Source organism: Streptomyces sp. NPDC056987 (assembly GCF_042673865.1).
Lineage (GTDB): Bacteria > Actinomycetota > Actinomycetes > Streptomycetales > Streptomycetaceae > Streptomyces.
This window is the reverse complement of sequence record NZ_JBHURV010000003.1, coordinates 61218-81492: the sequence shown is the minus strand read 5'-3', so window position 1 is coordinate 81492 and position 20275 is coordinate 61218. Positions and strand designations below refer to the sequence as shown.

The 20275-nt window shown below is 72.9% G+C and carries 19 protein-coding genes; 10 read left to right on the top strand and 9 right to left on the bottom strand.

Going from position 1 to position 20275, the window contains the following annotated elements; all coding sequences use genetic code 11:
* Positions 1-56 precede the first annotated feature (56 nt).
* Positions 57-632, top strand: a complete 576-nt coding sequence (locus tag ACFTZC_RS04840) for a histidine phosphatase family protein (RefSeq protein ID WP_382886875.1) — start codon at positions 57-59, stop codon at positions 630-632.
* 77 nt (positions 633-709) lie between these two features.
* Here the strand turns inward: ACFTZC_RS04840 and recQ are convergent, their stop codons facing one another.
* The gene (gene recQ / locus ACFTZC_RS04835) at positions 710-2812 is read right to left on the bottom strand and encodes a DNA helicase RecQ (RefSeq protein WP_382886874.1); all 2103 of its coding nucleotides are present in this window, start codon (positions 2810-2812) and stop codon (positions 710-712) included.
* 169 nt (positions 2813-2981) lie between these two features.
* Here recQ and ACFTZC_RS04830 point away from each other — a divergent pair, with 169 nt between their 5' ends.
* Entirely contained in the window at positions 2982-3758 is a 777-nt protein-coding gene (locus ACFTZC_RS04830; protein ID WP_382886872.1) for a VOC family protein, read from the top strand.
* A 58-nt stretch (positions 3759-3816) separates the two neighbouring features.
* Here ACFTZC_RS04830 and ACFTZC_RS04825 read toward each other — a convergent pair whose 3' ends face one another.
* Positions 3817-4008, bottom strand: a complete 192-nt coding sequence (locus ACFTZC_RS04825) for a DUF1059 domain-containing protein (protein ID WP_382886871.1) — start codon at positions 4006-4008, stop codon at positions 3817-3819.
* A 138-nt stretch (positions 4009-4146) separates the two neighbouring features.
* Between ACFTZC_RS04825 and ACFTZC_RS04820 the strand changes: the two genes are divergently transcribed.
* From ACFTZC_RS04820 to ACFTZC_RS04810, 3 genes are all read left to right on the top strand, one after another.
* Positions 4147-4602: a carboxymuconolactone decarboxylase family protein gene (locus tag ACFTZC_RS04820; RefSeq protein WP_382887243.1), complete on the top strand. Its 456-nt coding sequence runs from the start codon at positions 4147-4149 to the stop codon at positions 4600-4602.
* 136 nt (positions 4603-4738) lie between these two features.
* Positions 4739-6001 carry a glycosyltransferase family 4 protein gene (locus ACFTZC_RS04815; protein ID WP_382886869.1) on the top strand — a complete coding sequence of 421 codons (1263 nt, stop codon included), beginning with the start codon at positions 4739-4741 and terminating at the stop codon, positions 5999-6001.
* Positions 5998-6894 (top strand): transferase, encoded by an 897-nt coding sequence (locus ACFTZC_RS04810; protein ID WP_382886867.1) that lies wholly within the window; start codon positions 5998-6000, stop codon positions 6892-6894. Before ACFTZC_RS04815 ends, ACFTZC_RS04810 begins: the two co-directional genes overlap by 4 nt.
* Before the next feature lie 140 nt (positions 6895-7034).
* Here ACFTZC_RS04810 and ACFTZC_RS04805 read toward each other — a convergent pair whose 3' ends face one another.
* Positions 7035-9254 (bottom strand): NADP-dependent isocitrate dehydrogenase, encoded by a 2220-nt coding sequence (locus ACFTZC_RS04805; protein ID WP_382886865.1) that lies wholly within the window; start codon positions 9252-9254, stop codon positions 7035-7037.
* A gap of 171 nt (positions 9255-9425) precedes the next feature.
* Between ACFTZC_RS04805 and argC the strand changes: the two genes are divergently transcribed.
* The 5 genes from argC to ACFTZC_RS04780 are packed head-to-tail and all read left to right on the top strand — an operon-like array spanning position 9426 to position 14308.
* Positions 9426-10454, top strand: coding sequence for an N-acetyl-gamma-glutamyl-phosphate reductase (gene argC / locus ACFTZC_RS04800; protein WP_382886863.1), 1029 nt, complete (start codon positions 9426-9428; stop codon positions 10452-10454).
* On the top strand, positions 10451-11605 hold the full coding sequence (gene argJ / locus ACFTZC_RS04795; protein ID WP_382886861.1) for a bifunctional glutamate N-acetyltransferase/amino-acid acetyltransferase ArgJ: 1155 nt from the start codon (positions 10451-10453) through the stop codon (positions 11603-11605). The genes argC and argJ overlap by 4 nt, the downstream gene beginning before the upstream one ends.
* Positions 11602-12558, top strand: a complete 957-nt coding sequence (gene argB, locus ACFTZC_RS04790) for an acetylglutamate kinase (protein WP_382886859.1) — start codon at positions 11602-11604, stop codon at positions 12556-12558. The genes argJ and argB overlap by 4 nt, the downstream gene beginning before the upstream one ends.
* Positions 12555-13748 carry an acetylornithine transaminase gene (locus tag ACFTZC_RS04785; RefSeq protein ID WP_382886857.1) on the top strand — a complete coding sequence of 398 codons (1194 nt, stop codon included), beginning with the start codon at positions 12555-12557 and terminating at the stop codon, positions 13746-13748. Before argB ends, ACFTZC_RS04785 begins: the two co-directional genes overlap by 4 nt.
* 17 nt (positions 13749-13765) lie before the next feature.
* Positions 13766-14308, top strand: a complete 543-nt coding sequence (locus tag ACFTZC_RS04780) for an arginine repressor (RefSeq protein WP_382886855.1) — start codon at positions 13766-13768, stop codon at positions 14306-14308.
* 151 nt (positions 14309-14459) lie between these two features.
* Here ACFTZC_RS04780 and ACFTZC_RS04775 read toward each other — a convergent pair whose 3' ends face one another.
* From ACFTZC_RS04775 to ACFTZC_RS04750, 6 genes are all read right to left on the bottom strand, one after another.
* Positions 14460-15233: an FAD:protein FMN transferase gene (locus ACFTZC_RS04775; RefSeq protein ID WP_382886854.1), complete on the bottom strand. Its 774-nt coding sequence runs from the start codon at positions 15231-15233 to the stop codon at positions 14460-14462.
* Positions 15233-16147 carry an FMN-binding protein gene (locus tag ACFTZC_RS04770; protein WP_382886852.1) on the bottom strand — a complete coding sequence of 305 codons (915 nt, stop codon included), beginning with the start codon at positions 16145-16147 and terminating at the stop codon, positions 15233-15235. Before ACFTZC_RS04770 ends, ACFTZC_RS04775 begins: the two co-directional genes overlap by 1 nt.
* Before the next feature lie 8 nt (positions 16148-16155).
* Positions 16156-17523 carry a ferric reductase-like transmembrane domain-containing protein gene (locus ACFTZC_RS04765; RefSeq protein ID WP_382887241.1) on the bottom strand — a complete coding sequence of 456 codons (1368 nt, stop codon included), beginning with the start codon at positions 17521-17523 and terminating at the stop codon, positions 16156-16158.
* A 95-nt stretch (positions 17524-17618) separates the two neighbouring features.
* Positions 17619-18440 carry a L,D-transpeptidase gene (locus tag ACFTZC_RS04760; protein ID WP_382886850.1) on the bottom strand — a complete coding sequence of 274 codons (822 nt, stop codon included), beginning with the start codon at positions 18438-18440 and terminating at the stop codon, positions 17619-17621.
* A 52-nt stretch (positions 18441-18492) separates the two neighbouring features.
* A complete protein-coding gene (locus tag ACFTZC_RS04755) occupies positions 18493-19104 on the bottom strand; it encodes a pyridoxamine 5'-phosphate oxidase family protein (RefSeq protein WP_382886848.1) in 612 nt (203 codons plus the stop codon).
* 101 nt (positions 19105-19205) lie between these two features.
* Entirely contained in the window at positions 19206-20165 is a 960-nt protein-coding gene (locus ACFTZC_RS04750; RefSeq protein WP_382886846.1) for a hypothetical protein, read from the bottom strand.
* Between the last annotated feature and the right edge of the window lie 110 nt (positions 20166-20275).

Below are 20275 nucleotides of genomic sequence, written 5' to 3'. Positions count from 1 at the left end.
TCCCGCGTTCCTGAGACCCCTTGACCGGTACCGCTTTCCCCTCCACGATCACGGCCATGAGTGTTCGGGTCACCTTGGTCGCCGCGGCGCGCAGCGCGGACCTGTACGACGAGCGCTTCGGGGACGACCGCCCCCTCGACCGGACCGGCTGGCACGAGATGCAGCGCGTCGCCCACACCCTCATCCCGCTCGCCGCCGCCGAACTCCGCTACTGCTCACCCACCCCGCGCAGCCGCGCCACCGGCGACGCCCTCGGCTTCGCGCCGCTCGTCCAGCCGGCCCTGCGCGACTGCGACATGGGGCGCTGGCGCGGCTACACCCTCGCCGAGGTGATGGCCCGTGAACCGGCCGGTGTCGACGCCTGGCTCGCCGACCCGCGCGGCGCCCCGCACGGCGGCGAGCCGTTGCTCACCTTCATCTCCCGGATAGGCGGCTGGCTGGACACCCGCCCGGCCGAGGACATCGCGGCGATCGTCGCGGTCGCCGAACCGGCCGTCGTCCGCGCGGCGCTGGTCTACGCGTTGCAGGCGCCGCCCCGTACGTACTGGTACGTGGACGTACGGCCGCTGTCGACCGTCACCCTGACCGGCACGCCCGGCCGCTGGAACCTGCGGCTCGACCCCCGCGCCTGAGCGACCCGCCCAGACCTGCCCCGCCCCGACCCGCCCCGCTCAGGGACGCGCCGGGGCAGGCCTCGCGCCGCCGCGGCTCACGCCGTACCCAGCGCCTCCAGGATCTGCTCCCCGTACTTCGCCAGCTTGTTCTCGCCGACTCCGGTGACGGTGGACAGCTCCGCCAGCGTCGACGGCGCCAGGACCGCGATCTCGCGCAGCGTCGCGTCGTGGAAGATGACATACGCGGGTACGCCCTGCTCCTTCGCCGAGGCGGCCCGCCAGGCGCGCAGCGTCTCGAAGACCGGTACGGCCTCGGCCGGCAGGTCCACCGGCGCCGAACGCTGCCTGGCCGGCTTGTCCGCGCGCGCGGGCCGCGCCGCCTTCTCGGGCTCGCGCCGCAGCATCACCTGCCGCCGGCCGCCCAGCACCTCGGCGCTCTCCTCCGTCAGCACCAGCGTCCCGTAGTCCCCCTCCACGGCGATCAGCCCCTGCGCCAGCAACTGCCGTGCCACACCGCGCCATTCGGCCTCGCGCAGATCCGCGCCGATCCCGAAGACGCTCAGCGCGTCATGGTCGAACTGGATGACCTTGGCGGTTTTCTTGCCCAGCAGGATGTCGGTGATCTGCCCGGCGCCGAACTTCTGGTTGCGCTCGCGCTTCAGCCGGACGACCGTCGACAGCAGCTTCTGCGCGGGGACCGTGCCGTCCCAGGACTCCGCGGGCGTCAGACACGTGTCGCAGTTGCCGCACGCGGTGCTCTTCTGCCCGAAGTACGCGAGCAGTTGGACCCGGCGGCACTCGACCGTCTCGCACAGCGCCAGCATCGCGTCCACATGCGCGCCGAGACGCCGCCGGTGCGCCTCGTCGCCCTCCGACGTGTCGATCATCTTCCGCTGCTGGACCACGTCCTGGAGCCCGTACGCGAGCCACGCCGTGGACGGCAGCCCGTCCCGCCCGGCGCGCCCGGTCTCCTGGTAGTAGCCCTCCACCGACTTCGGCAGGTCGAGATGGGCGACGAAGCGCACGTCCGGCTTGTCGATGCCCATTCCGAAGGCGATCGTCGCGACCATCACCAGCCCCTCCTCCCGCAGGAAGCGCGACTGGTTCTCCGCCCGCGTACGGGTGTCGAGCCCCGCGTGGTACGGCAGCGCCGCCACCCCGTTCTTCACCAGGAACTCGGCGGTCTTCTCCACCGACGCCCGCGAGAGGCAGTAGACGATCCCCGCGTCGCCCTCGTGCTCGGCGCGCAGCAACTGGAGGAGCTGGCGCTTGGGGTCGTTCTTCGGCGCGATCCGGTACTGGATGTTGGGCCGGTCGAAGCTCGCGACGAAGTGGCGGGCGTCCTGGAGCTTCAGCCGGGAGGCGATCTCCGCGTGCGTCGCCTCGGTGGCCGTCGCGGTCAGTGCGATCCGGGGCACGTCGGGCCAGCGCTCGTGGAGGGAGGACAGGGCGAGGTAGTCGGGGCGGAAGTCGTGGCCCCACTGGGCGACGCAGTGCGCCTCGTCGATGGCGAAGAGCGAGATCGTGCCGCGCTCCAGCAGCCGTACGGTCGCCTCGACCCGCAGCCGCTCCGGCGCGAGATAGAGCAGATCCAGCTCACCGGCGAGGAACTCGGCCTCCACCAGGCGCCGTTCCTCGAAATCCTGGGTGGAGTTGAGGAATCCGGCCCGCACGCCGAGCGCCCGCAACGCGTCGACCTGGTCCTGCATGAGCGCGATCAGCGGGGATACGACGACCCCGACGCCCTTCCGCACGAGGGCCGGGATCTGGTAGCAGAGGGACTTGCCGCCGCCGGTCGGCATGAGGACCAGCGCGTCGCCGCCGGACACCACATGCTCGATGATCTCCTGCTGGCTCCCGCGGAACGAGTCGTAACCGAAGACGCGGCGCAGCACCTCCAGCGGGTCGCCCGCCTCCGCCGCTGCCCCCGGACCGCTCGCGGAACGGGCCCCCGGACCCGGCTCGGAACCGGCCCACGGATCGGGCTCGGGACCGCTCGCGGAACCGGCCCACGGGTCGGACTCGGGACCGGGTTCGGGACCGGCCCACGGATCCGCCCACGGGTCGGACTCCGGACCGGGTTCGGGACCGGTGTCAGGACCGGCCCACAGATCCGTCCCCGGATCGGTCTCGGTACCCGGCTCGGTGCGCGGCTCGGTGCCCGGCTCGGGAACGGTGGCGGAATCGGGAGCGCTCATCCGGCGATTCTACGAGGCCCCGGTGACAGCGGCCGGTGCGATCCGGCGGATCCGCCGGACCGGGGCCGGACCCGCCGACGCGTGCGGCGCGAAGTAGGACACGACCTGTCCTGGAGGCGATCTAGCGTCGAACACGCAGGCCAGGAGAGAACAGCAGAAGGAGCCGATCATGAGCACGGTCACGGCCAACCAGCCCGCGGGCACCCCGACGTGGATCGATCTCGACGTCCCGGACATCGAGACGGCCAAGGAGTTCTACGGAGCGGTGTTCGGCTGGGAGTTCAGCGCGCCCGGCGCCGGCGGATACACCTTCGCCCTGCTGCGCGGCAGCCGGGTCGCGGGGCTGCGCCCGGTCCCCGCGCCGGCGTCGCCGCAGCCGCCCCGCTGGCACGTCCACCTCGCCACCGACGACTGCGACGCCACCGCCCGCCGCGTCACGGAAGCGGGCGGCACGGTCACCGCGGGCCCGCTGGACAAGGGCGAGCAGGGCAGGGCGGCCCTGGTGACCGACCCGGGCGGCGCCGCCTTCGGCCTCTGGCAGGGCGGCACCCTGCTCGGCTGCGAACTCGTCAACGAGCCCGGCAGCCTCGTACGCAACGACCTGGTCACGCCGGATCCGGCCCCGGCGCGGGAGTTCTACGCGAAGGTCTTCGACTTCACCCTGGACGCCAACCAGGACATGCCCGGCACGGACTTCACCTTCCTGCGCCGCCCCGACGGCCACGAGATCGGCGGCATCATGGGCGCTCCGGAGGCGCCGGCCGCCGCGTGGGGGACCCTCTTCGAGGTGGCGGACACGGACGCGACGGTACGGCGCGCGGTGGCGGCGGGCGGCACCGCCGGGGAGCCCGAGGACACCCTCTACGTACGGATGGCCGAGATCACCGACCCGTTCGGCGCCGTGTTCCAGGTGGGCGCGAGGCCCCCGGCCGCTCGGGCGAGCTGACCGCGGGCCCCGGATCGGGGATGTGGTGTCGAGGACGGGGATGACGGGCCGGTCCGGTTCAGGCGTGCTGGGGGACCTCGTCCTTCAGCGCCGACCGGATCTGCTGCCGCAGCTCGGGGCTGTCCTCGTGACCGTGCACGGAGACGGCGTGCTCGCTGGCGGCGCGGACCACCTCGTCCTCCTCGCCGGTGATGGCGAGCGAGCACTCCGTCTCGCTCGGGAAATCCCGGCAGTCGGCGACCTTGCGCATGACGCACCTCCTCCCCTCCAGTATCCGGCCGCCCCGTGGTGGGCGCTTCCCGGCCACGGGCCGTGTCACATTCCCGGGGCGCGACCCGTCGGAACGGTGACCGGCCACCGTGGCCGGCCCTTCACCAGGAGACCGATGATGCAGACACGTATGAAGAACCCGGCGCTGGTCCTCCCCGACGCGCTGCCCGCCGTTCTCGCCGTGGCCAAGGCCGCGCGGCAGGGCGGTGTGCCGGAGGCGACGATGGAGCTGGTCCATCTCCGCGCGAGCCAGATCAACGGGTGCGGCTACTGCGTCGACGGCGGGGTGCGCCAGGCCCGCAAGGCGGGGGAGACCGACGAACGGCTCTTCGCGGTGGCGGCCTGGCGGGACACGCCGTACTTCACCGACGCCGAACGCGCCGCGCTCGCCCTGGCCGAGGCCGTCACCCGGCTCAGCGACCGCGCGGACGCCGTACCGGACGCGATCTGGGACGAGGCCGCCCGCCACTACGACGAGCGGGGACTCGCCGCCCTCGTCCTCATGATCGCCACGACCAACCTCTTCAACCGGATCAATGTCACGACCCGGCAGATCGCGGGCCCCGGCTGGTGAATCCGGCCGGGACGGCCCCCGTCCGGTTCTCCGGAGCCGAACGGGGGCCGTCCCACCGCGTCACGGAAAGCAAACAGCCGGCCAACAAAGCGGCAACACGGACAACCCGGCCACCGTCCGGACGGTCTTCCGGCGCATGAAGATCTCTTTACTCATTCACAACGCCTACGGAATCGGAGGGACCATCACCACCACGTACAACCTGGCCCGTTCGCTGGCCGACCGGCACGAGGTGGAGATCATCTCCGTCTTCCGGCACCGCGAGGCGCCGAACCTCACGCCGGATCCGCGGATCACTCTGCGCCCCTTGGTCGACCTCCGCACCGAGCGGGACCACCCGGCCCAGCTGCGCCCGGCGAAGGTCTACCCGGCCTCGGAGTACCGCTACGACCAGTACAGCGAGCTGACCGACGAGCGGATAGGCGCCTGCCTGGCAGGGCTGGACGCCGACGCCGTGATCGGCACCCGCCCCGGGCTCAACGTCCATCTCGCGCTCCAGGCACCCGAGCGGGCGCTGCGGATCGGGCAGGAGCACCTGACCCTGGACAACCACTCGCCGCAGTTGCGGAAGGCCCTGCGCCGTGCCTACACCCGGCTCGACGCGCTGACCACCGTCACCGAGGCCGACGCCGCCGCCTACCGGCGCAAGATGCGGCTGCCGGGCGTCCGGGTGGAGGCGCTGCCCAACAGCGTCCCCGATCCGGCCCTGCCCCCGGCCGACGGGAACGCCCGCGTCGTGGTCGCCGCGGGCCGGCTGGTCCCGGTGAAGCGGTACGACCTGCTCGTCGAGGCGTTCGCACAGGTGGCGGCGCGCCATCCGGAGTGGCGGCTGCGTATCTACGGCGGGGGTGAGGAACAGGACCGGCTGCGCGGGCTCATCGACGGACTGGGCCTGCACGACAACGTTTTCCTGATGGGCTCGGCCACCCCTATGGAGGCCGAGTGGGTCAAGGGCTCCATCGGGGCCGTGACCTCCAACTTCGAACCGTTCGGCATGACGATCGTCGAGGCGATGCGGTGCGGGCTGCCCGTCGTCGCCACCGACTGCCCCTACGGCCCCGCCGAGATCATCCGGGACGGCGTCGACGGCACGCTGGTCCCGGTCGGTGACCGGGACGCCCTGGCCGCCGCGCTGCTGGCACTCGTCGGCGACGACGAACGGCGCCGCCGGATGGGCCGTGCCGCGCTGGAGAACTCCCGGCGCTTCGCCCCCGGCCCCGTCGTCGCGCAGGCCGAGCGGCTCCTCGACGACCTCGCCGCGGCCCGCCGCGCGGGCAGACCGGCGGCCCCGCCGGCGCGCCCGGTGAGCGCGCTGATCAGCGGCGGCTACGCGGCCAGGGACACCGCCCGGGTCGCGGCCGGCGCGGCCCTCAGGACCGTACGGAAGGCAGGCCGATGAGTACGACGGAACACGCCCCGCCCGCCGAGCCGGCCGGCCCGGCCAGGCCCGCCCCGCCCGCCGGACGGCCCCGCGCCGACTGCACGGTGGACGGCGCCGGCCGGATCACCTGGAACATCCACCGGACGGTCCCCGCCGGGGCGCGCCCCCGGTTGCTGCTGCGGCTGCGCCCGAAGAAGGGGCGGCCGGAGACGGTCCGGCACCTCCTGAGCCTGGAACCGGCCGGTCCTGACCTGCTGCGGGCCGTCCTGGAACCGGAGCCGGTGCTCGCCGAGGGCCGCTGGGACACGTACCTGGTGCCCGCCTCCGGAGATATCGGGGAGGCGGTACGGCAGCGGCTGCTCCCGGGGCTGCGGGACCTGCGCGCGCTGCTCGCCGGCCGCCCGGCCGACGGGGCCGCGCCGCTGGCCGTCCGGGTCCCGTACGCCACGGCCGACGGCTATCTCGCCGTACGGGCCTGGCTGCGGACCGGCCACGCCGAGGCGGCCGGCATCCGCGTCGCGGGCCACACCCTGACCGTACGCGCGCGGCTGTACGGCGCCGGTCCCGCGGCCGGGACGGCGGTTCTGCTGCGCCGCCGGGGCGGGGACGGCGCGGAGCTGCGGACGGAACCCCGCGCCGAGGGCGGCCCGGACGGCGCGGAATTCTCCTTCACCGTCGACTACCGCGACCTGCTCGACGCGGGCGGCGGGGGCCACGGGGTGTGGGACCTCTATGTGCAGCCGCCACCGGACCGGGCCGTCGCGGGCCCGGTCCGGATGGGCCGACTGCTGGACGACGTGGCGGACCGCAAGAAGATCTTCGTCTACCCGGCCGCCACGCTCGGCGGGGCGACCGTCCGTCCGTACTACACGCTCGACAACGACCTCTCCCTGGAGGTGACGGGGGACTGAACCGCCCCGGCCGGGCGTGAAGCCGGACCGGGGCGGTGCCGTGCGCGAGAGGGAGGTGCCGTCCCCGTGAGGAGAGCGTGCCGCCCCCGCGACGATGACGTGCCGTCCGCCGGGAAGGCGGCCACACGTCCCGTGGGGCGTCAGCCGAGGGTGGCGATCGCCTGGTTGAAGGTCTTCGACGGACGCATGACCGCCGCCGCCTTCTCCGCGTCGGGCCGGTAGTAGCCGCCGATCTCGGCGGGCGAGCCCTGCACCGCGATCAGCTCGTCGACGATGGTGCCCTCCTGCTCGGTCAGCGTCTTGGCGAGCGCGCCGAACGCCTCGGCGAGCTGCGCGTCGTCCGTCTGCTTCGCCAGCTCCTGCGCCCAGTACAGCGCCAGGTAGAAGTGGCTGCCGCGGTTGTCGATGCCACCGACCTTGCGGCTGGGCGACTTGTCCTCGTTGAGGAAGGAGCCGGTCGCGCGGTCGAGGGTGTCGGCCAGGACCTGGGCGCGCGGGTTGTCCGTGGTCTGCGCGAGGTGCTCGAAGCTGACCGCCAGCGCGAGGAACTCGCCCAGGCTGTCCCAGCGCAGGTAGTTCTCCCTGACCAGCTGCTGCACGTGCTTGGGTGCGGAGCCGCCGGCCCCGGTCTCGAAGAGGCCGCCACCGTTCATCAGCGGGACGACGGAGAGCATCTTCGCGCTCGTGCCCAGCTCCAGGATCGGGAACAGGTCGGTCAGGTAGTCACGCAGCACGTTGCCGGTGACGGAGATCGTGTCCTCGCCCCGCCGGATGCGCTCCAGCGAGAACGCGATCGCCTCGACCGGCGCCATGACCCTGATGTCGAGCCCGTCGGTGTCGTGCTCCGGCAGGTACGCCTCGACCTTCTTGATCAGGTTCGCGTCGTGCGCGCGCCCCTCGTCCAGCCAGAACACGGCCGGGTTGCCGGTCGCGCGGGCGCGGCTCACGGCGAGCTTGACCCAGTCCTGGATCGGCAGGTCCTTGGTCTGGCACATGCGGAAGATGTCACCGGCGTTCACCGGCTGCTCCAGCACGGCCTCGCCGGCCTCGTTCACCACGCGGACCGTGCCCGCGGCGGCGATCTCGAAGGTCTTGTCGTGGCTGCCGTACTCCTCGGCCTTCTGCGCCATCAGACCGACGTTGGGCACCGAGCCCATCGTCGACGGGTCGAAGGCGCCGTTGGCGCGGCAGTCGTCGATGACGACCTGGTAGATCCCGGCGTAGCTGCTGTCCGGGAGGACGGCGATCGTGTCGGCCTCGGCGCCGTCCGGGCCCCACATGTGGCCGGAGGTGCGGATCATGGCCGGCATGGAGGCGTCGACGATGACATCGCTCGGCACGTGCAGGTTGGTGATGCCGCGGTCGGAGTCGACCATCGCCAGGGCGGGGCCGTCGGCCAGCTCGGCGGTGAAGGACGCCGCGATCTCCGCGCCGCCGGGCAGCGACTCCAGGCCCTTGAGGATGCCGCCGAGACCGTCGTTCGGGGTCAGGCCGGCCGCGGCGAGCGTCGCGCCGTGCGCGGCGAACGTCTTCGGGAAGAAGGCCCGTACGACATGACCGAAGATGATCGGGTCGGAGACCTTCATCATCGTGGCCTTCAGGTGCACGGAGAAGAGCACGCCCTCGGCCTTGGCACGGGCGATCTGCGCCGCGACGAACGTGCGCAGCGCCGCCACCCGCAGCACCGACGCGTCCACGACCTCGCCCGCGAGGACCGGCACGGACTCGCGGAGGACGGTGGTGGAGCCGTCCTCGCCCGCCAGCTCGATCCGGAGCGAACCGGCCTCGGCGACGACCGCGGACTTCTCGGTGGAGCGGAAGTCGTCGGCGCCCATGGTCGCCACGTTCGTCTTCGACTCGGCCGACCAGGCGCCCATGCGGTGCGGGTGCGCCTTGGCGTAGTTCTTCACGGAGGCGGGGGCGCGGCGGTCGGAGTTGCCCTCGCGCAGCACCGGGTTGACGGCGCTGCCCTTCACCTTGTCGTACCGCGCGCGGATGTCCTTCTCCTGGTCGGACTTCGGGTCGTCCGGGTAGTCCGGGAGCGCGTAGCCCTGTCCCTGGAGCTCGGCGACGGCGGCCTTGAGCTGCGGGATGGACGCCGAGATGTTCGGCAGCTTGATGATGTTGGCCTCAGGAGTCCTGGCCAGCCCGCCCAGCTCGGCGAGCGCGTCATCGATCCGCTGGCCGTCCTGGAGCCACTCGGGGAAGCCCGCGATGATCCGTCCCGCCAGCGAGATGTCGCGGGTTTCCACCGAGACCCCGGCCGTCGAGGCGTACGCCTCGACCACCGGCAGGAACGAATACGTCGCCAGGGCCGGGGCCTCGTCGGTGTGCGTATAGATGATGGTCGAGTCAGTCACCGGTGCTCCGCTCCACGTCTGCAACATACGTCTGCAACATTGCTCGACATCAAGATATCTCGTGACCCCCCTCCGGGGGACAGGGCCCCGGCCTCCCCTTCCGCCGGAGAAGTCATTGCATAAAACTGCATTGCTACGTATAGTCATGCCATTACCGAGGAGGATTTTTCGATGGCTGTACGTGCAGCGGTGGCAGGAGCGAGCGGATACGCGGGCGGGGAACTGCTCCGTCTGCTGCTCACCCATCCCGAGATCGAGATCGGAGCCCTCACCGGCAACTCCAACGCGGGACAGACGCTCGGCGGGCTCCAGCCGCATCTGCTCCCCCTGGCCGGGCGCGTCCTCGCGCCCACCACCGCCGAGGTCCTGGCCGGCCACGACGTCGTCTTCCTCGCGCTGCCCCACGGGCAGTCCGCGGCCGTCGCCGAGCAGCTCGGCGACGAGGTCCTCGTCATCGACATGGGCGCCGACTTCCGGCTCAAGGACGCCGCCGACTGGGAGCGGTTCTACGGCTCCGCACACGCCGGGACCTGGCCGTACGGCCTCCCGGAGCTGCCGGGCGCCCGCGCCGCGCTGGAGGGGTCCAAGCGCGTCGCGGTGCCCGGCTGCTACCCCACCGCCGTCTCGCTCGCCCTCTTCCCCGCGTTCGCCGCCGGACTCGTGGAGCCCGAGGCCGTGATCACCGCCGCCTCCGGCACCTCCGGCGCCGGCAAGGCCGCCAAGCCGCACCTGCTCGGCTCCGAGGTCATGGGCTCCATGACCCCGTACGGCGTCGGCGGCGGCCACCGCCACACCCCCGAGATGATCCAGAACCTCAGCGCCGCCGCGGGCGAGCGGGTGACCGTCTCCTTCACCCCCACCCTCGCCCCCATGCCGCGCGGCATCCTCGCCACCTGCTCCGCCCGGGCCACGTCCGGCACCACCGCCCAGGACGTACGCGACGCGTACGAGAAGGCGTACGCCGACGAGCCCTTCGTGCACCTCCTCCCGGAAGGCCGGTGGCCCGCCACCGCCTCCGTGTACGGCTCCAACGCCACCCAGCTCCAGGTCGCGTACGACGAGGCGGCCGAGCGCGTCATCGCCGTCAGCGCCATCGACAACCTCACCAAGGGCACCGCCGGCGGCGCGGTGCAGAGCATGAACATCGCCCTCGGACTCCCCGAGTCCACCGGACTGACCACGATCGGAGTGGCACCTTGAGCGTCACCGCAGCGAAGGGATTCACGGCGGCGGGCATCGCCGCCGGGATCAAGGAGAACGGCGGACCCGACCTGGCCCTCGTGGTCAACGAGGGGCCGCGCCGCGCCGCCGCGGGCGTCTTCACCTCCAACCGTGTCAAGGCCGCCCCCGTCCTCTGGTCCGAGCAGGTCCTCAAGGGCGGCACCGTCTCCGCCGTCGTCCTCAACTCCGGCGGCGCCAACGCCTGTACGGGGCCGAAGGGCTTCCAGGACACCCACGCCACCGCCGAGCACACCGCCGAGGTCCTGACCGGCCACAGCGCCGGGGAGATCGCCGTCGCCTCCACCGGCCTCATCGGCGTCACGCTGCCCATGGACAAGCTGCTGCCCGGCATCGGCACGGCCGCCGCGGCCCTCTCCGAGCACGGCGGCGAGAAGGCCGCCATCGCCATCAAGACCACCGACACCGTCCACAAGACCGCCGTCGCGGGCGGCGCGGGCTGGACCGTCGGAGGCATGGCCAAGGGCGCGGGCATGCTCGCCCCCGGCCTCGCCACCATGCTCGTCGTCCTCACCACCGACGCCGACGTCGAGACGGCCGTGCTGGACACCGCGCTGCGCGCCGCCACCCGTACCACCTTCGACCGGGTCGACTCCGACGGCTGCATGTCCACCAACGACACCGTCCTGCTGCTCGCCTCCGGCGCCTCCGGGGTGACCCCCGGGTACGACGCCTTCGCGGAGGCCGTCCGTACGGTCTGCGCCGATCTGGCCCGGCAGCTCATCGGGGACGCCGAGGGCGCCTCGAAGGACATCCGGATCGAGGTGATCAACGCGGCGACCGAGGACGACGCCGTCGAGGTGGGCCGCTCCATCGCCCGGAACAACCTCCTCAAGTGCGCCCTGCACGGCGAGGACCCCAACTGGGGCCGGGTGCTCTCCGCGATCGGTACGACCGGCGCCGCCTTCGAGCCCGACCGGCTGAACGTCGCCATCAACGACGTCTGGGTCTGCAAGAACGGCTCCGTCGGCGAGGACCGCGAGCTGGTCGACATGCGCTACCGCGAGGTCCGCATCACCGCCGACCTGTCCGCCGGTACGGACACGGCGGTCATCTGGTCCAACGACCTCACGGCCGAGTACGTCCACGAGAACAGCGCGTACAGCTCATGAGCACCCGCAAGCACACCGCGCTGCCCAAGGCCCGCATCCTCATAGAGGCGCTGCCCTGGCTCACCCGGCACAACGGGAAGATCGTCGTCATCAAGTTCGGCGGCAACGCCATGGTGGACGAGGAGCTCAAGGCCGCCTTCGCCCAGGACGTCGTCTTCCTGCGGCAGTCCGGCCTCAAGCCGGTCGTCGTGCACGGCGGCGGCCCCCAGATCAGCGCCGCGCTGGACCGGCACGGCCTGGTCAGCGAGTTCAAGGCCGGCCTGCGCGTCACCACGCCCGAGGCGATGGACGTCGTACGGATGGTCCTCGCCGGACAGGTCCAGCGCGAACTGGTCGGCCTGCTCAACGAGCACGGCCCGCTCGCCGTCGGCATGACCGGCGAGGACGCGCACACCATCTCCGCCGTCAAGCACCGGCCACGGATCGACGGCGAACTCGTCGACATCGGCCGGGTCGGCGAGATCACCGCGATCGACACCGGCGCCGTCGAGGCCCTGCTCGCCGACGGCCGGATCCCGGTCATCTCCTCCGTGGCACGCGGCGCCGACGACGGCCGGATCTACAACGTCAACGCCGACACCGCCGCCGCCGCGCTCGCCGCCGCGCTCGGCGCCGAGACGCTGATGGTCCTCACCGACGTGGAGGGCCTGTACGAGGACTGGCCCCACAGCGACGAGGTGATCAGCAGGCTCACCGCCACCCAGCTGGAGACGCTGCTGCCCGAGCTGTCCAGCGGCATGGTGCCGAAGATGGAAGGGTGCCTGTTCGCCGTGCGCAACGGGGTCACCACGGCACGCGTGCTCGACGGCAGGGTCCCGCACTCGATCCTGCTGGAGATCTTCACCGACGAGGGCATAGGGACCATGGTCGTGCCGGACGGGCAGGCCCCCGGCGCGCGGGCCCACGCGCGGGACATCGTACGGACGCACACCGAGGGAGAGGGAGCGAAGTGACCGGCAACCAGGAGCTGATCCAGCGCTGGCAGGGCGTCATGGCCGACAACTACGGGACGCCCGGACTCTCCCTCCTACGCGGCGAGGGCGCCCGCGTCTGGGACGCCGACGGCACCGGGTACACCGACTTCGTCGGCGGCATCGCGGTGAACGCGCTCGGCCACGGACACCCCGCGGTCGTGGCCGCCGTCACCCGGCAGATCGCCGCCCTCGGCCATGTCTCCAACCTGTACGTGGCCCAGCCGCCCGTCGTCCTCGCCGAGCGGCTGATCCAGCTCTCCGGCCGCCCGGGACGGGTGTTCTTCTGCAACTCCGGCGCCGAGGCCAACGAGGCCGCCTTCAAGATCGGCCGGCTGACGGGCCGCACCCACATGGTCGCCACCGAGGGCGGCTTCCACGGCCGGACCATGGGCGCCCTGGCGCTCACCGGCCAGCCCGCGAAGCGGACGCCCTTCCTGCCGCTGCCCGGCGACGTCACCCACATCCCGTACGGGGACGCCGACGCACTGCGCGCCGCGGTCACCGAGGAGACCGCGCTGGTGATCATCGAGCCGATCCAGGGCGAGAACGGTGTGGTCGTCCCGCCCAAGGGCTATCTGGAGGCCGCCCGGGAGATCACCCGTGCCACCGGCACCCTGCTCGTCCTCGACGAGGTGCAGACGGGCGTCGGCCGGACGGGAAGCTGGTTCGAGTACCAGGCGCACCAGGGCGTCGAGCCCGATGTCGTCACCCTCGCCAAGGGCCTCGGCGGCGGTCTGCCGCTCGGCGCGGTCCTCGCCTTCGGGGACGCCGCCGACCTGCTCAAGCCGGGCCAGCACGGCACGACGTTCGGCGGCAACCCGGTCGCCTGCGCCGCCGGACTCGCCGTGCTCGACACGCTCGCCGCCGACGGCTGCCTCGACCAGGTGAAGCGGCTCGGCGAGAAACTGCGCGACGGCGTCGAGGGCCTCGGCCACCCGCTCGTCTCCCACGTCCGCGGTTCGGGACTGCTGCTGGGTATCGTGCTCACCGGGCCGCACGCGCCGACGGTGCAACAGGCGGCCCAGGGTGCCGGTTTCCTGGTGAACGCCCCCGCCCCCGACGTCGTACGGCTGATGCCTCCCCTGATCATCGGCGACTCCGAGGTGGACGCGTTCCTGGAGGCTCTTCCCGGCATCCTCGACGACGCGCACGGGGACGGACGATCCTGAGAAATGAGACGACGACGATGACCGACGCCCACGCCCAGGAAGCGGAGCACGGCGGGCCGTCCGTGCCGCAGACGAGAACCGCCCGCCACCGCCGGATCGTCGACATCCTCAACCGGCAGCCGGTGCGCTCCCAGAGCCAGCTGGCGAAAGTGCTCGCGGACGACGGGCTGAGCGTCACCCAGGCGACGCTCTCCCGCGACCTGGACGAACTGGGCGCGGTCAAGATCCGTAACACCAACGGTGAGTTGATCTATGCGGTCCCCAGCGAGGGCGGCTTCCGCACCCCGCACGCCCCGCTGGGGGAGTCCGCCAAGGAGGAGCGGATGCGCCGCCTCGCCGGTGAACTCCTCATCTCCGCCGAGGCGTCCGCCAACCTCGTCGTCCTGCGCACCCCGCCGGGCGCGGCCCAGTTCCTCGCCTCCGCCATCGACCAGGCCGAACTGAGCGACATCCTCGGCACGATCGCGGGTGACGACACCCTCATGCTGATCAGCCGCGACCCGGCGGGCGGCCAGGCCCTCGCGGACCACCTGCTGAAACTGGCCCAGAACGACCGCTGAACCCGCCCCAGGGGGTGTGCGGTCGGCGTCCCCGGTGCTCAACCGCCGTCCGGGCGGCCCGGGTTGTCCCCGGGCCGCCCGGCTCGCGTCGGTACGGACCCGCCCGCACGTGCGGTGGATACGGATACGGCGCCGCCCGTGTGCCGTCCGCTCAGACCCCCACCGTCGCCACATGGCGGTGGAAGCCGCTCGTCGCCCAGGTCCCGCCGTGCGGCGTGACGGCGAAACCCTCGGTGCCCGGCAGCGCCTCCAGCCACTCCCGCGCCCGCTCGCCCATCGCGTACGCGGCCGTCGCCCGGGTGTCCGCCGCCGTCACGCCCTCCTCGCAGACCACGGTGACCGACGCCAGGCCCCCGTCCGGCGCCTCGCCCGTGTGCGGGTCCAGGACATGGCAACCGCGCTCCGCGGGGCCCGAGGTGGCCACGCCCAGTCCCTGGTCGGTCTCGATCACCGTGGCGAGATCCCCGGGGTGCAGCGGATCGGCGATGCCCACCCGCCACGGGCCGCCCACCAGCTGGATGTCGCCGCCGCCGTTGAGGCAGACCGAGGCCGCCCCGGACGAGGCGATCATCCGGGCCGCCCGCTCCACCGCCCAGCCCTTCACCAGCCCCGTCGGGTCGACCCCGCCCGCGTACCGGGGGGTGAACCAGCCGTCGCTCTCCCGCTCGGCCTCCGCGCACAGGTCGAGCACCTCCACGACCTCCGTCAGACAGTCGGAGAGCGTCAGCTCACCCCGGTTCAGCCGCGAGATCTGGCTGTCGGGGCGGTACGTCGAGAAGATCTCGTCCGCGCGGTGCAGCGAGGCCACCGCCGCCTGGAGCCCCGCCCGTACCCGCGGCCGGTCCCGCACTCCCCGGATGTCGAACGAGAAGACCGTCCCCATCGACTCCTCGACATGGCGCAGCCGCGCCCCCTCGGGCGCCATCAGAGGCCGGCCTGGTCGAGCGCGCTCTGGAGCGATTCCTGGTAGCCCTTGCTGGTGTAGCTGGCACCGGACACGGCGTCGATCTGTGCGCTCTGCGCGGTGACCGCCGCCTGGTTCAGCTTCGGTACGGAGTCGGCGGTGACCGACTTGCTGCGCGCGTCCGAGGAGGGGGCCCGGACCGCCTCGGACGCGGTGACCTTCCCGTCCGCGACGGTGATCCGCACCTGGACCGGGCCGTACTGGGTGTCGACCGCGCTCCCGAGGACGGTCTTCGGGGCGGCGGGCGCCGCGGGCGGGGTGTCCGGCCCCGACCCCGCCCCGGTGCCGGTCCCCGCGTCCGCCCCGGAGCCGCCGGACCCGGCGCCCGCGCCCCCGCTCGCTCCGGCGCCTCCGCTCGCTCCCGCGCCCGTCTCGCCGCCCGCCTCGACCGAACCGCCGCCCGCGTCCGCGCCCGTACCGCCGGTACCGGCCGTGCCCGCCTTGTCCAGGGCGCTCTGGAGCGATTCCTGGTAGCCCTTGCTGGTGTAGCTGGCGCCCGTCACGGCGTCGATCTGTGCGCTCTGCGCGGTGACCGCCGCCTGGTTCAGCTTCGGTACGGCGTCGGCCGTGATCGACTTGGAGCGGGCGTCCGAGCCCGGCGCCTGCACCGCCTCGGCCTGGGTGATCCTGCCGCCGGCCATGGTGAGCCGCACCTGGACCGGGCCGTACTGGGTGTTCACGGCGTCCCCGAGCAGCGGCTGCCCGCCCGTGGCCCCGGCGCCCCCCGCCGCCGCGCCGGCCGCGGAGCCGGGGGGCGCCGTCGCCCCGACCACCGAGGAACCGCCGGGCTGCTTCAGCGCGAGCAGCAGGACTATGCCCGACGCGGTCGCGGCGACACCGATCATGATCCGCCGGAGCGGATGCTTCCTCTTCACCGGCTGCCTCACATTTCGAAGGACTCGTGATGGATGCGCCGGGCGGGCACGCCCGCCTCGCGCAGGGCTTCGTACGATTGACGGGCGAGCCCGGTGGGTCCGCACACGTACACGTCGTGGTCGTCGATGTCCGGCAGCAGCTCGCGCAGCCGCTGGGGGGTGATCTCGGGCCGGACCCCGTCGGGACCGTTGACCGCGTACAGCAGCCGCGCCCCGCGCGCCGACGCGATCTGGCGCAGCTCGCTCCACAGCGCCAGGTCCTCGGTCTTGCTGGCCCGGTAGAGCAGCGTCAGATCGCCGGGCTCACCGGGCAGCGTCTCGAACAGCGCCCGCATCGGGGTGATACCGGCCCCGCCCGCGATCATCAGCACCTTCTCCTGGCTCCGCCGGCCCGCGGTCAGCGCGCCGTAGGGCCCCTCCGCCCAGATCCGCGTGCCCGGCTCCAGCCGCGCCAGCGCCTCGCTGTGCTCCCCGTTCGCCTTGACGGTGATCCGCAGCAGATCCGGGCGCGGCGGCGCCGAGAGCGAGTACGGGTTGGAGCTCCAGCGCAGTCCGTCGGTGAGGAACCGCCAGCGGAAGAACTGGCCGGGCTGCGCGCCGATCCGGTGCAGCCGCCGTCCGGTGATCAGTACGGAGACCACGCCCGGCGCCTCGTACACCGTCGAGTCGACCCGCATCCGGTGGCGCATGTTGAGCCGGACCGGCGTCAGCACGCGGTACCAGAGCAGCAGGGCGCCGGCCGCCGCGTACAGCACGTACCAGACCGTCGTCGCCGTCGTGTTGCCGACGAACTCGGCACCCGTGGCGAGCTGGTGCCAGAACGTCAGGTAGACCGCGACGTAGGTGAGGAGGTGCAGGTAGTACCAGGTCTCGTAGCGCACCTTGCGGCGCACCGTACCGGCCGAGACGAAGCCGACCAGGAGGAGGAGCACCGTCCCGATCGTGGCCTCGATCATCCGCGGGAACGTGGTGACCACGTTGACGGTCTGCTCCAGGACCGGGCTGTTCGCCTGGACCGCGTACCCCCAGACCGTCAGCACGACATGGGCGATCACCAGGCTCACCGCGTACCGGCCGCTCACCGCGTGCCAGCGCGCCACCCGGTCGGAACCGACCCGCCGCTCCAGCGCGGGCACCCGCGCCATCAGCAGCACCACGATCGCGATCAGATAGCCGCCCAGCAGCCCGGTGAGCCGGCCCCCGCCGAGCAGCCACTCGGCCATGTTCATGTAGACGACCGCGGTGTTCTGCCACCACAGCGCCATGACGGCGGCCGCGCCCGCCCAGCACATCAGCAGCAGGGGCAGCGCGCCCGACCGCTGGGGGCTGATCGCGCGCATGGTCTGCCGTCTGGCGGCCCGGCCGTTGTGCATCATCGCCACGGGAACTGCACCTCAACTCTCCTCCGTGCCCGCCGATACGGATTTGAGTGACGGCGGGTTCAAAGAAGCGGGGCAGCGGTGCGACGAGTTCAATCTTTGGTGGTTCCTCCGAACCGGGTGACGGCGGTCAGCGCGGTCGGCCCGTCCGCCGTGCCGATCGCGAGGTGCGGGGCGCGCGCCGGGTCCGCCCACGCCAGCACGGCCCGCATCGCGTCGGCCGGCACGGAGACACAGCCCGCCGTCGCGCCCGCGCCGTCGACGTGGAGGAAGATCCCCGCGCCCCGGCCGCGCACCGGGCGGTCGTAGTTGAAGCCGACGACCATGGCGTGGGAGTACTGCGTCCCGTAGTCCGCGAGCCGCTCCGACTCGGCGGCCCGGCAGTCCGCGGGCAGCCCCTCCACCCAGCGGTTGTAGTCGCGCGACGCGTTGTCCTGGCACCACCAGGAGGCCCCGGTCACGGGACGGTAGGAGTACGCGGTCCCGGCGGGCGCGGGGGCGGTCCCGAACGCGTACGGCAGGGCGTACACCCCCGTCGGCGTGGTGGAGGTGCCCTGCCGGCGGCCGGCGCCCTCGGTGAGCCCGCCGGCCCCGAAGCGCGCGGCGGCGGAGCCGGCGGCCACCCACCGGCCGTCCCGCCGGTCCCACCAGGTGAGCCGGCCGGTGGTCGACCCGGTGCCGGGCGCCTCGGCGGTGAGGAGCTGGCTGCCCCCGCCGGTGTCCGCCATCCGCTCGGGCAGCGGGGCGTCGGCGGTTCCGGCGCCGTGGACGGTTCCGGCGGCGGGCGTCCCGGTGCCGAGGGCGAGCAGGGTGGCGGCGGCGAGGACGGCCAGGGCGCGCGCGGTCCGGGGACCACGGGCGGTACGGAGGCCCCGCGCGATACGGGTGCTGCGGGCGGTACGAGCTGTACGCATGGCCCGGACCGTACGCGGCGGGTCCGCCGCCGTCCCCCTGGGAGCCCGCGCGCTAGGCCGAACGCAGCCCGGATTCAGCCGGCCGGTCCGTCCGCGCGGGCAGCGGCATCGGCAGCGCGGGGAGCCCGTCGAGGCTCACCGGGACGTGTTCCTTCTTCGCGCAGTACGCGGCGAACTCCTCGTCGGACTTCCGCCCGAAGTGCTCGGCGTGCTGGGTGCGCTCCTCGCGGTACTCCATGAAGGGGACGGCGAATCCGCACGCGTCGGAGATCCGCAGGGCGTGGACGACGACGATCGCGCGGGCGGCCGGTCCGTCGGCCTCCGCGAAGTACGGGATGTACGTGGCCCAGCGCGGGTCGTCACGGAAGACCGGCTCACCCCTGCCGTGCACCCGCAGCACCTTGGGCGGTCCGGTGAAGGCGCACCACATCAGGGTGATGCGGCCGTTCTCCCGGAGGTGCGCGATGGTCTCGGCGCCGCTGCCGCCGAAGTCGAGATAGGCCAGGGTCAGCTCGTCGACCACGACGAGGGTGCCGGCACGCCCCTTGGGCGAGAGGTTGACGTGGCCGTCGTCCGCGAGCGGGGCGGTGGCGGTGAAGAAAACGGGCTGTTCCTCGATGAAGGCGCGGATTCTGCCGTCGATCCGTTCATAGCGTTTTCCCATACGGGTGATTATCGCGCCGCACGACCGGAACGCCGCCGTCGCTCAGAGGCAACGACGGCGTCCCGGTCGGTGGGGTCGGTCCGATGGGTCCGGTCCAGTGGTCAGTTCAGGGTGCAGGGCGCGAGCGCGTCGAGGCCCGCGGGCTTCTCGGCGGTGCGGCCGATGGCGGTGGCCATGCGGTTGATGGTGGCGACGCGCTTGTCCTCCAGCGGGCCGAGGATCGCGTTCTGCACGAAGTTGGGGCCGCCCTGGCCGACGGTGTCGGTGATCCGCTGGTTCGCCTCGGCGATCTGCGTGTTGAGCAGGGCGAGATTGCGGTCGATCTCGGCCTGGGCGGAGGCCGGGACCGCGGGGAGCGAACCCGCGACATCCGGGCAGTTCACCGTGCCCGCGGCTCCGGCGTTCCCGGCGCCCGCGTCTCCGGCACCCGCATCCCCGGCACCCGCGTCTCCGGCCCCGGCGTCCCCGGCGCCCGCGTCTCCGGCTCCTGCGTCTCCAGCGCCCGCATCCCCGGCTCCGGCGTCCCCGGCGCCCGCGTCTCCAGCTCCGGCATCTCCGGCACCCGCGTCACCGGCCCCGGCGCCCGCGTCTCCGGCTCCGGCGTCTCCGGCACCCGCGTCCCCGCCGCCCGCCGCGTTCAGGGTGCAGGGGGCGAGCGCGTCGAGGCCCGCGGGCTTCTCGGCGGTGCGGCCGATGGCGGTGGCCATGCGGTTGATGGTGGCGACGCGCTTGTCCTCCAGCGGGCCGAGGATGGCGTTCTGCACGAAGTTGGGGCCACCCTGGCCGACCGTGTCGATCAGCCGCTGGTTCGCCTCGGAGATCTGGGTCTCCAGGAGCGCGAGGTTGCGGTCGATCTCGGCCTGGGCGGAGGCCGGGACCGCGGGGAGCGAGCCCGCGACGGCCGGGCAGCTCACCGTGCCGGGCGAGCCGGCCTGCGCACCGCTGTCGCCCTCGCCGGCCAAGGCGTTGCCGGCGATCACGGCACCGGACAGGACGACCGCGGCGGCGCCACCGGCGATGAGCACACGGCGCTTGTTGTACTTCGGAAGAGCCCTGGACATGCGGAAACCTCACTCGGATAAGGGCGGGGGTGGGGGCCGTCCGGTGCGTGGCCGGACGGCTCCGTCGGTTCATGCGGGTCGTACAACGCGGCGCCTGCGTTCGGTGAGGT

What these genes read in the sequence shown, in the direction of transcription:
- ACFTZC_RS04840 (WP_382886875.1), top strand. Translation starts at nt 57, where the DNA reads ATGAGTGTTCGGGTCACCTTGGTCGCCGCGGCGCGCAGCGCGGACCTG.
- ACFTZC_RS04830 (WP_382886872.1), top strand. Translation starts at nt 2,982, where the DNA reads ATGAGCACGGTCACGGCCAACCAGCCCGCGGGCACCCCGACGTGGATC.
- ACFTZC_RS04780 (WP_382886855.1), top strand. Translation starts at nt 13,766, where the DNA reads ATGACCGACGCCCACGCCCAGGAAGCGGAGCACGGCGGGCCGTCCGTG.
- ACFTZC_RS04755 (WP_382886848.1), bottom strand. Translation starts at nt 19,104, where the DNA reads ATGGGAAAACGCTATGAACGGATCGACGGCAGAATCCGCGCCTTCATC.
- ACFTZC_RS04810 (WP_382886867.1), top strand. Translation starts at nt 5,998, where the DNA reads ATGAGTACGACGGAACACGCCCCGCCCGCCGAGCCGGCCGGCCCGGCC.
- argC (WP_382886863.1), top strand. Translation starts at nt 9,426, where the DNA reads ATGGCTGTACGTGCAGCGGTGGCAGGAGCGAGCGGATACGCGGGCGGG.
- argB (WP_382886859.1), top strand. Translation starts at nt 11,602, where the DNA reads ATGAGCACCCGCAAGCACACCGCGCTGCCCAAGGCCCGCATCCTCATA.
- ACFTZC_RS04820 (WP_382887243.1), top strand. Translation starts at nt 4,147, where the DNA reads ATGCAGACACGTATGAAGAACCCGGCGCTGGTCCTCCCCGACGCGCTG.
- recQ (WP_382886874.1), bottom strand. Translation starts at nt 2,812, where the DNA reads ATGAGCGCTCCCGATTCCGCCACCGTTCCCGAGCCGGGCACCGAGCCG.
- ACFTZC_RS04765 (WP_382887241.1), bottom strand. Translation starts at nt 17,523, where the DNA reads ATGATGCACAACGGCCGGGCCGCCAGACGGCAGACCATGCGCGCGATC.
- ACFTZC_RS04825 (WP_382886871.1), bottom strand. Translation starts at nt 4,008, where the DNA reads ATGCGCAAGGTCGCCGACTGCCGGGATTTCCCGAGCGAGACGGAGTGC.
- ACFTZC_RS04760 (WP_382886850.1), bottom strand. Translation starts at nt 18,440, where the DNA reads ATGCGTACAGCTCGTACCGCCCGCAGCACCCGTATCGCGCGGGGCCTC.
- ACFTZC_RS04815 (WP_382886869.1), top strand. Translation starts at nt 4,739, where the DNA reads ATGAAGATCTCTTTACTCATTCACAACGCCTACGGAATCGGAGGGACC.
- ACFTZC_RS04750 (WP_382886846.1), bottom strand. Translation starts at nt 20,165, where the DNA reads ATGTCCAGGGCTCTTCCGAAGTACAACAAGCGCCGTGTGCTCATCGCC.
- ACFTZC_RS04775 (WP_382886854.1), bottom strand. Translation starts at nt 15,233, where the DNA reads ATGGCGCCCGAGGGGGCGCGGCTGCGCCATGTCGAGGAGTCGATGGGG.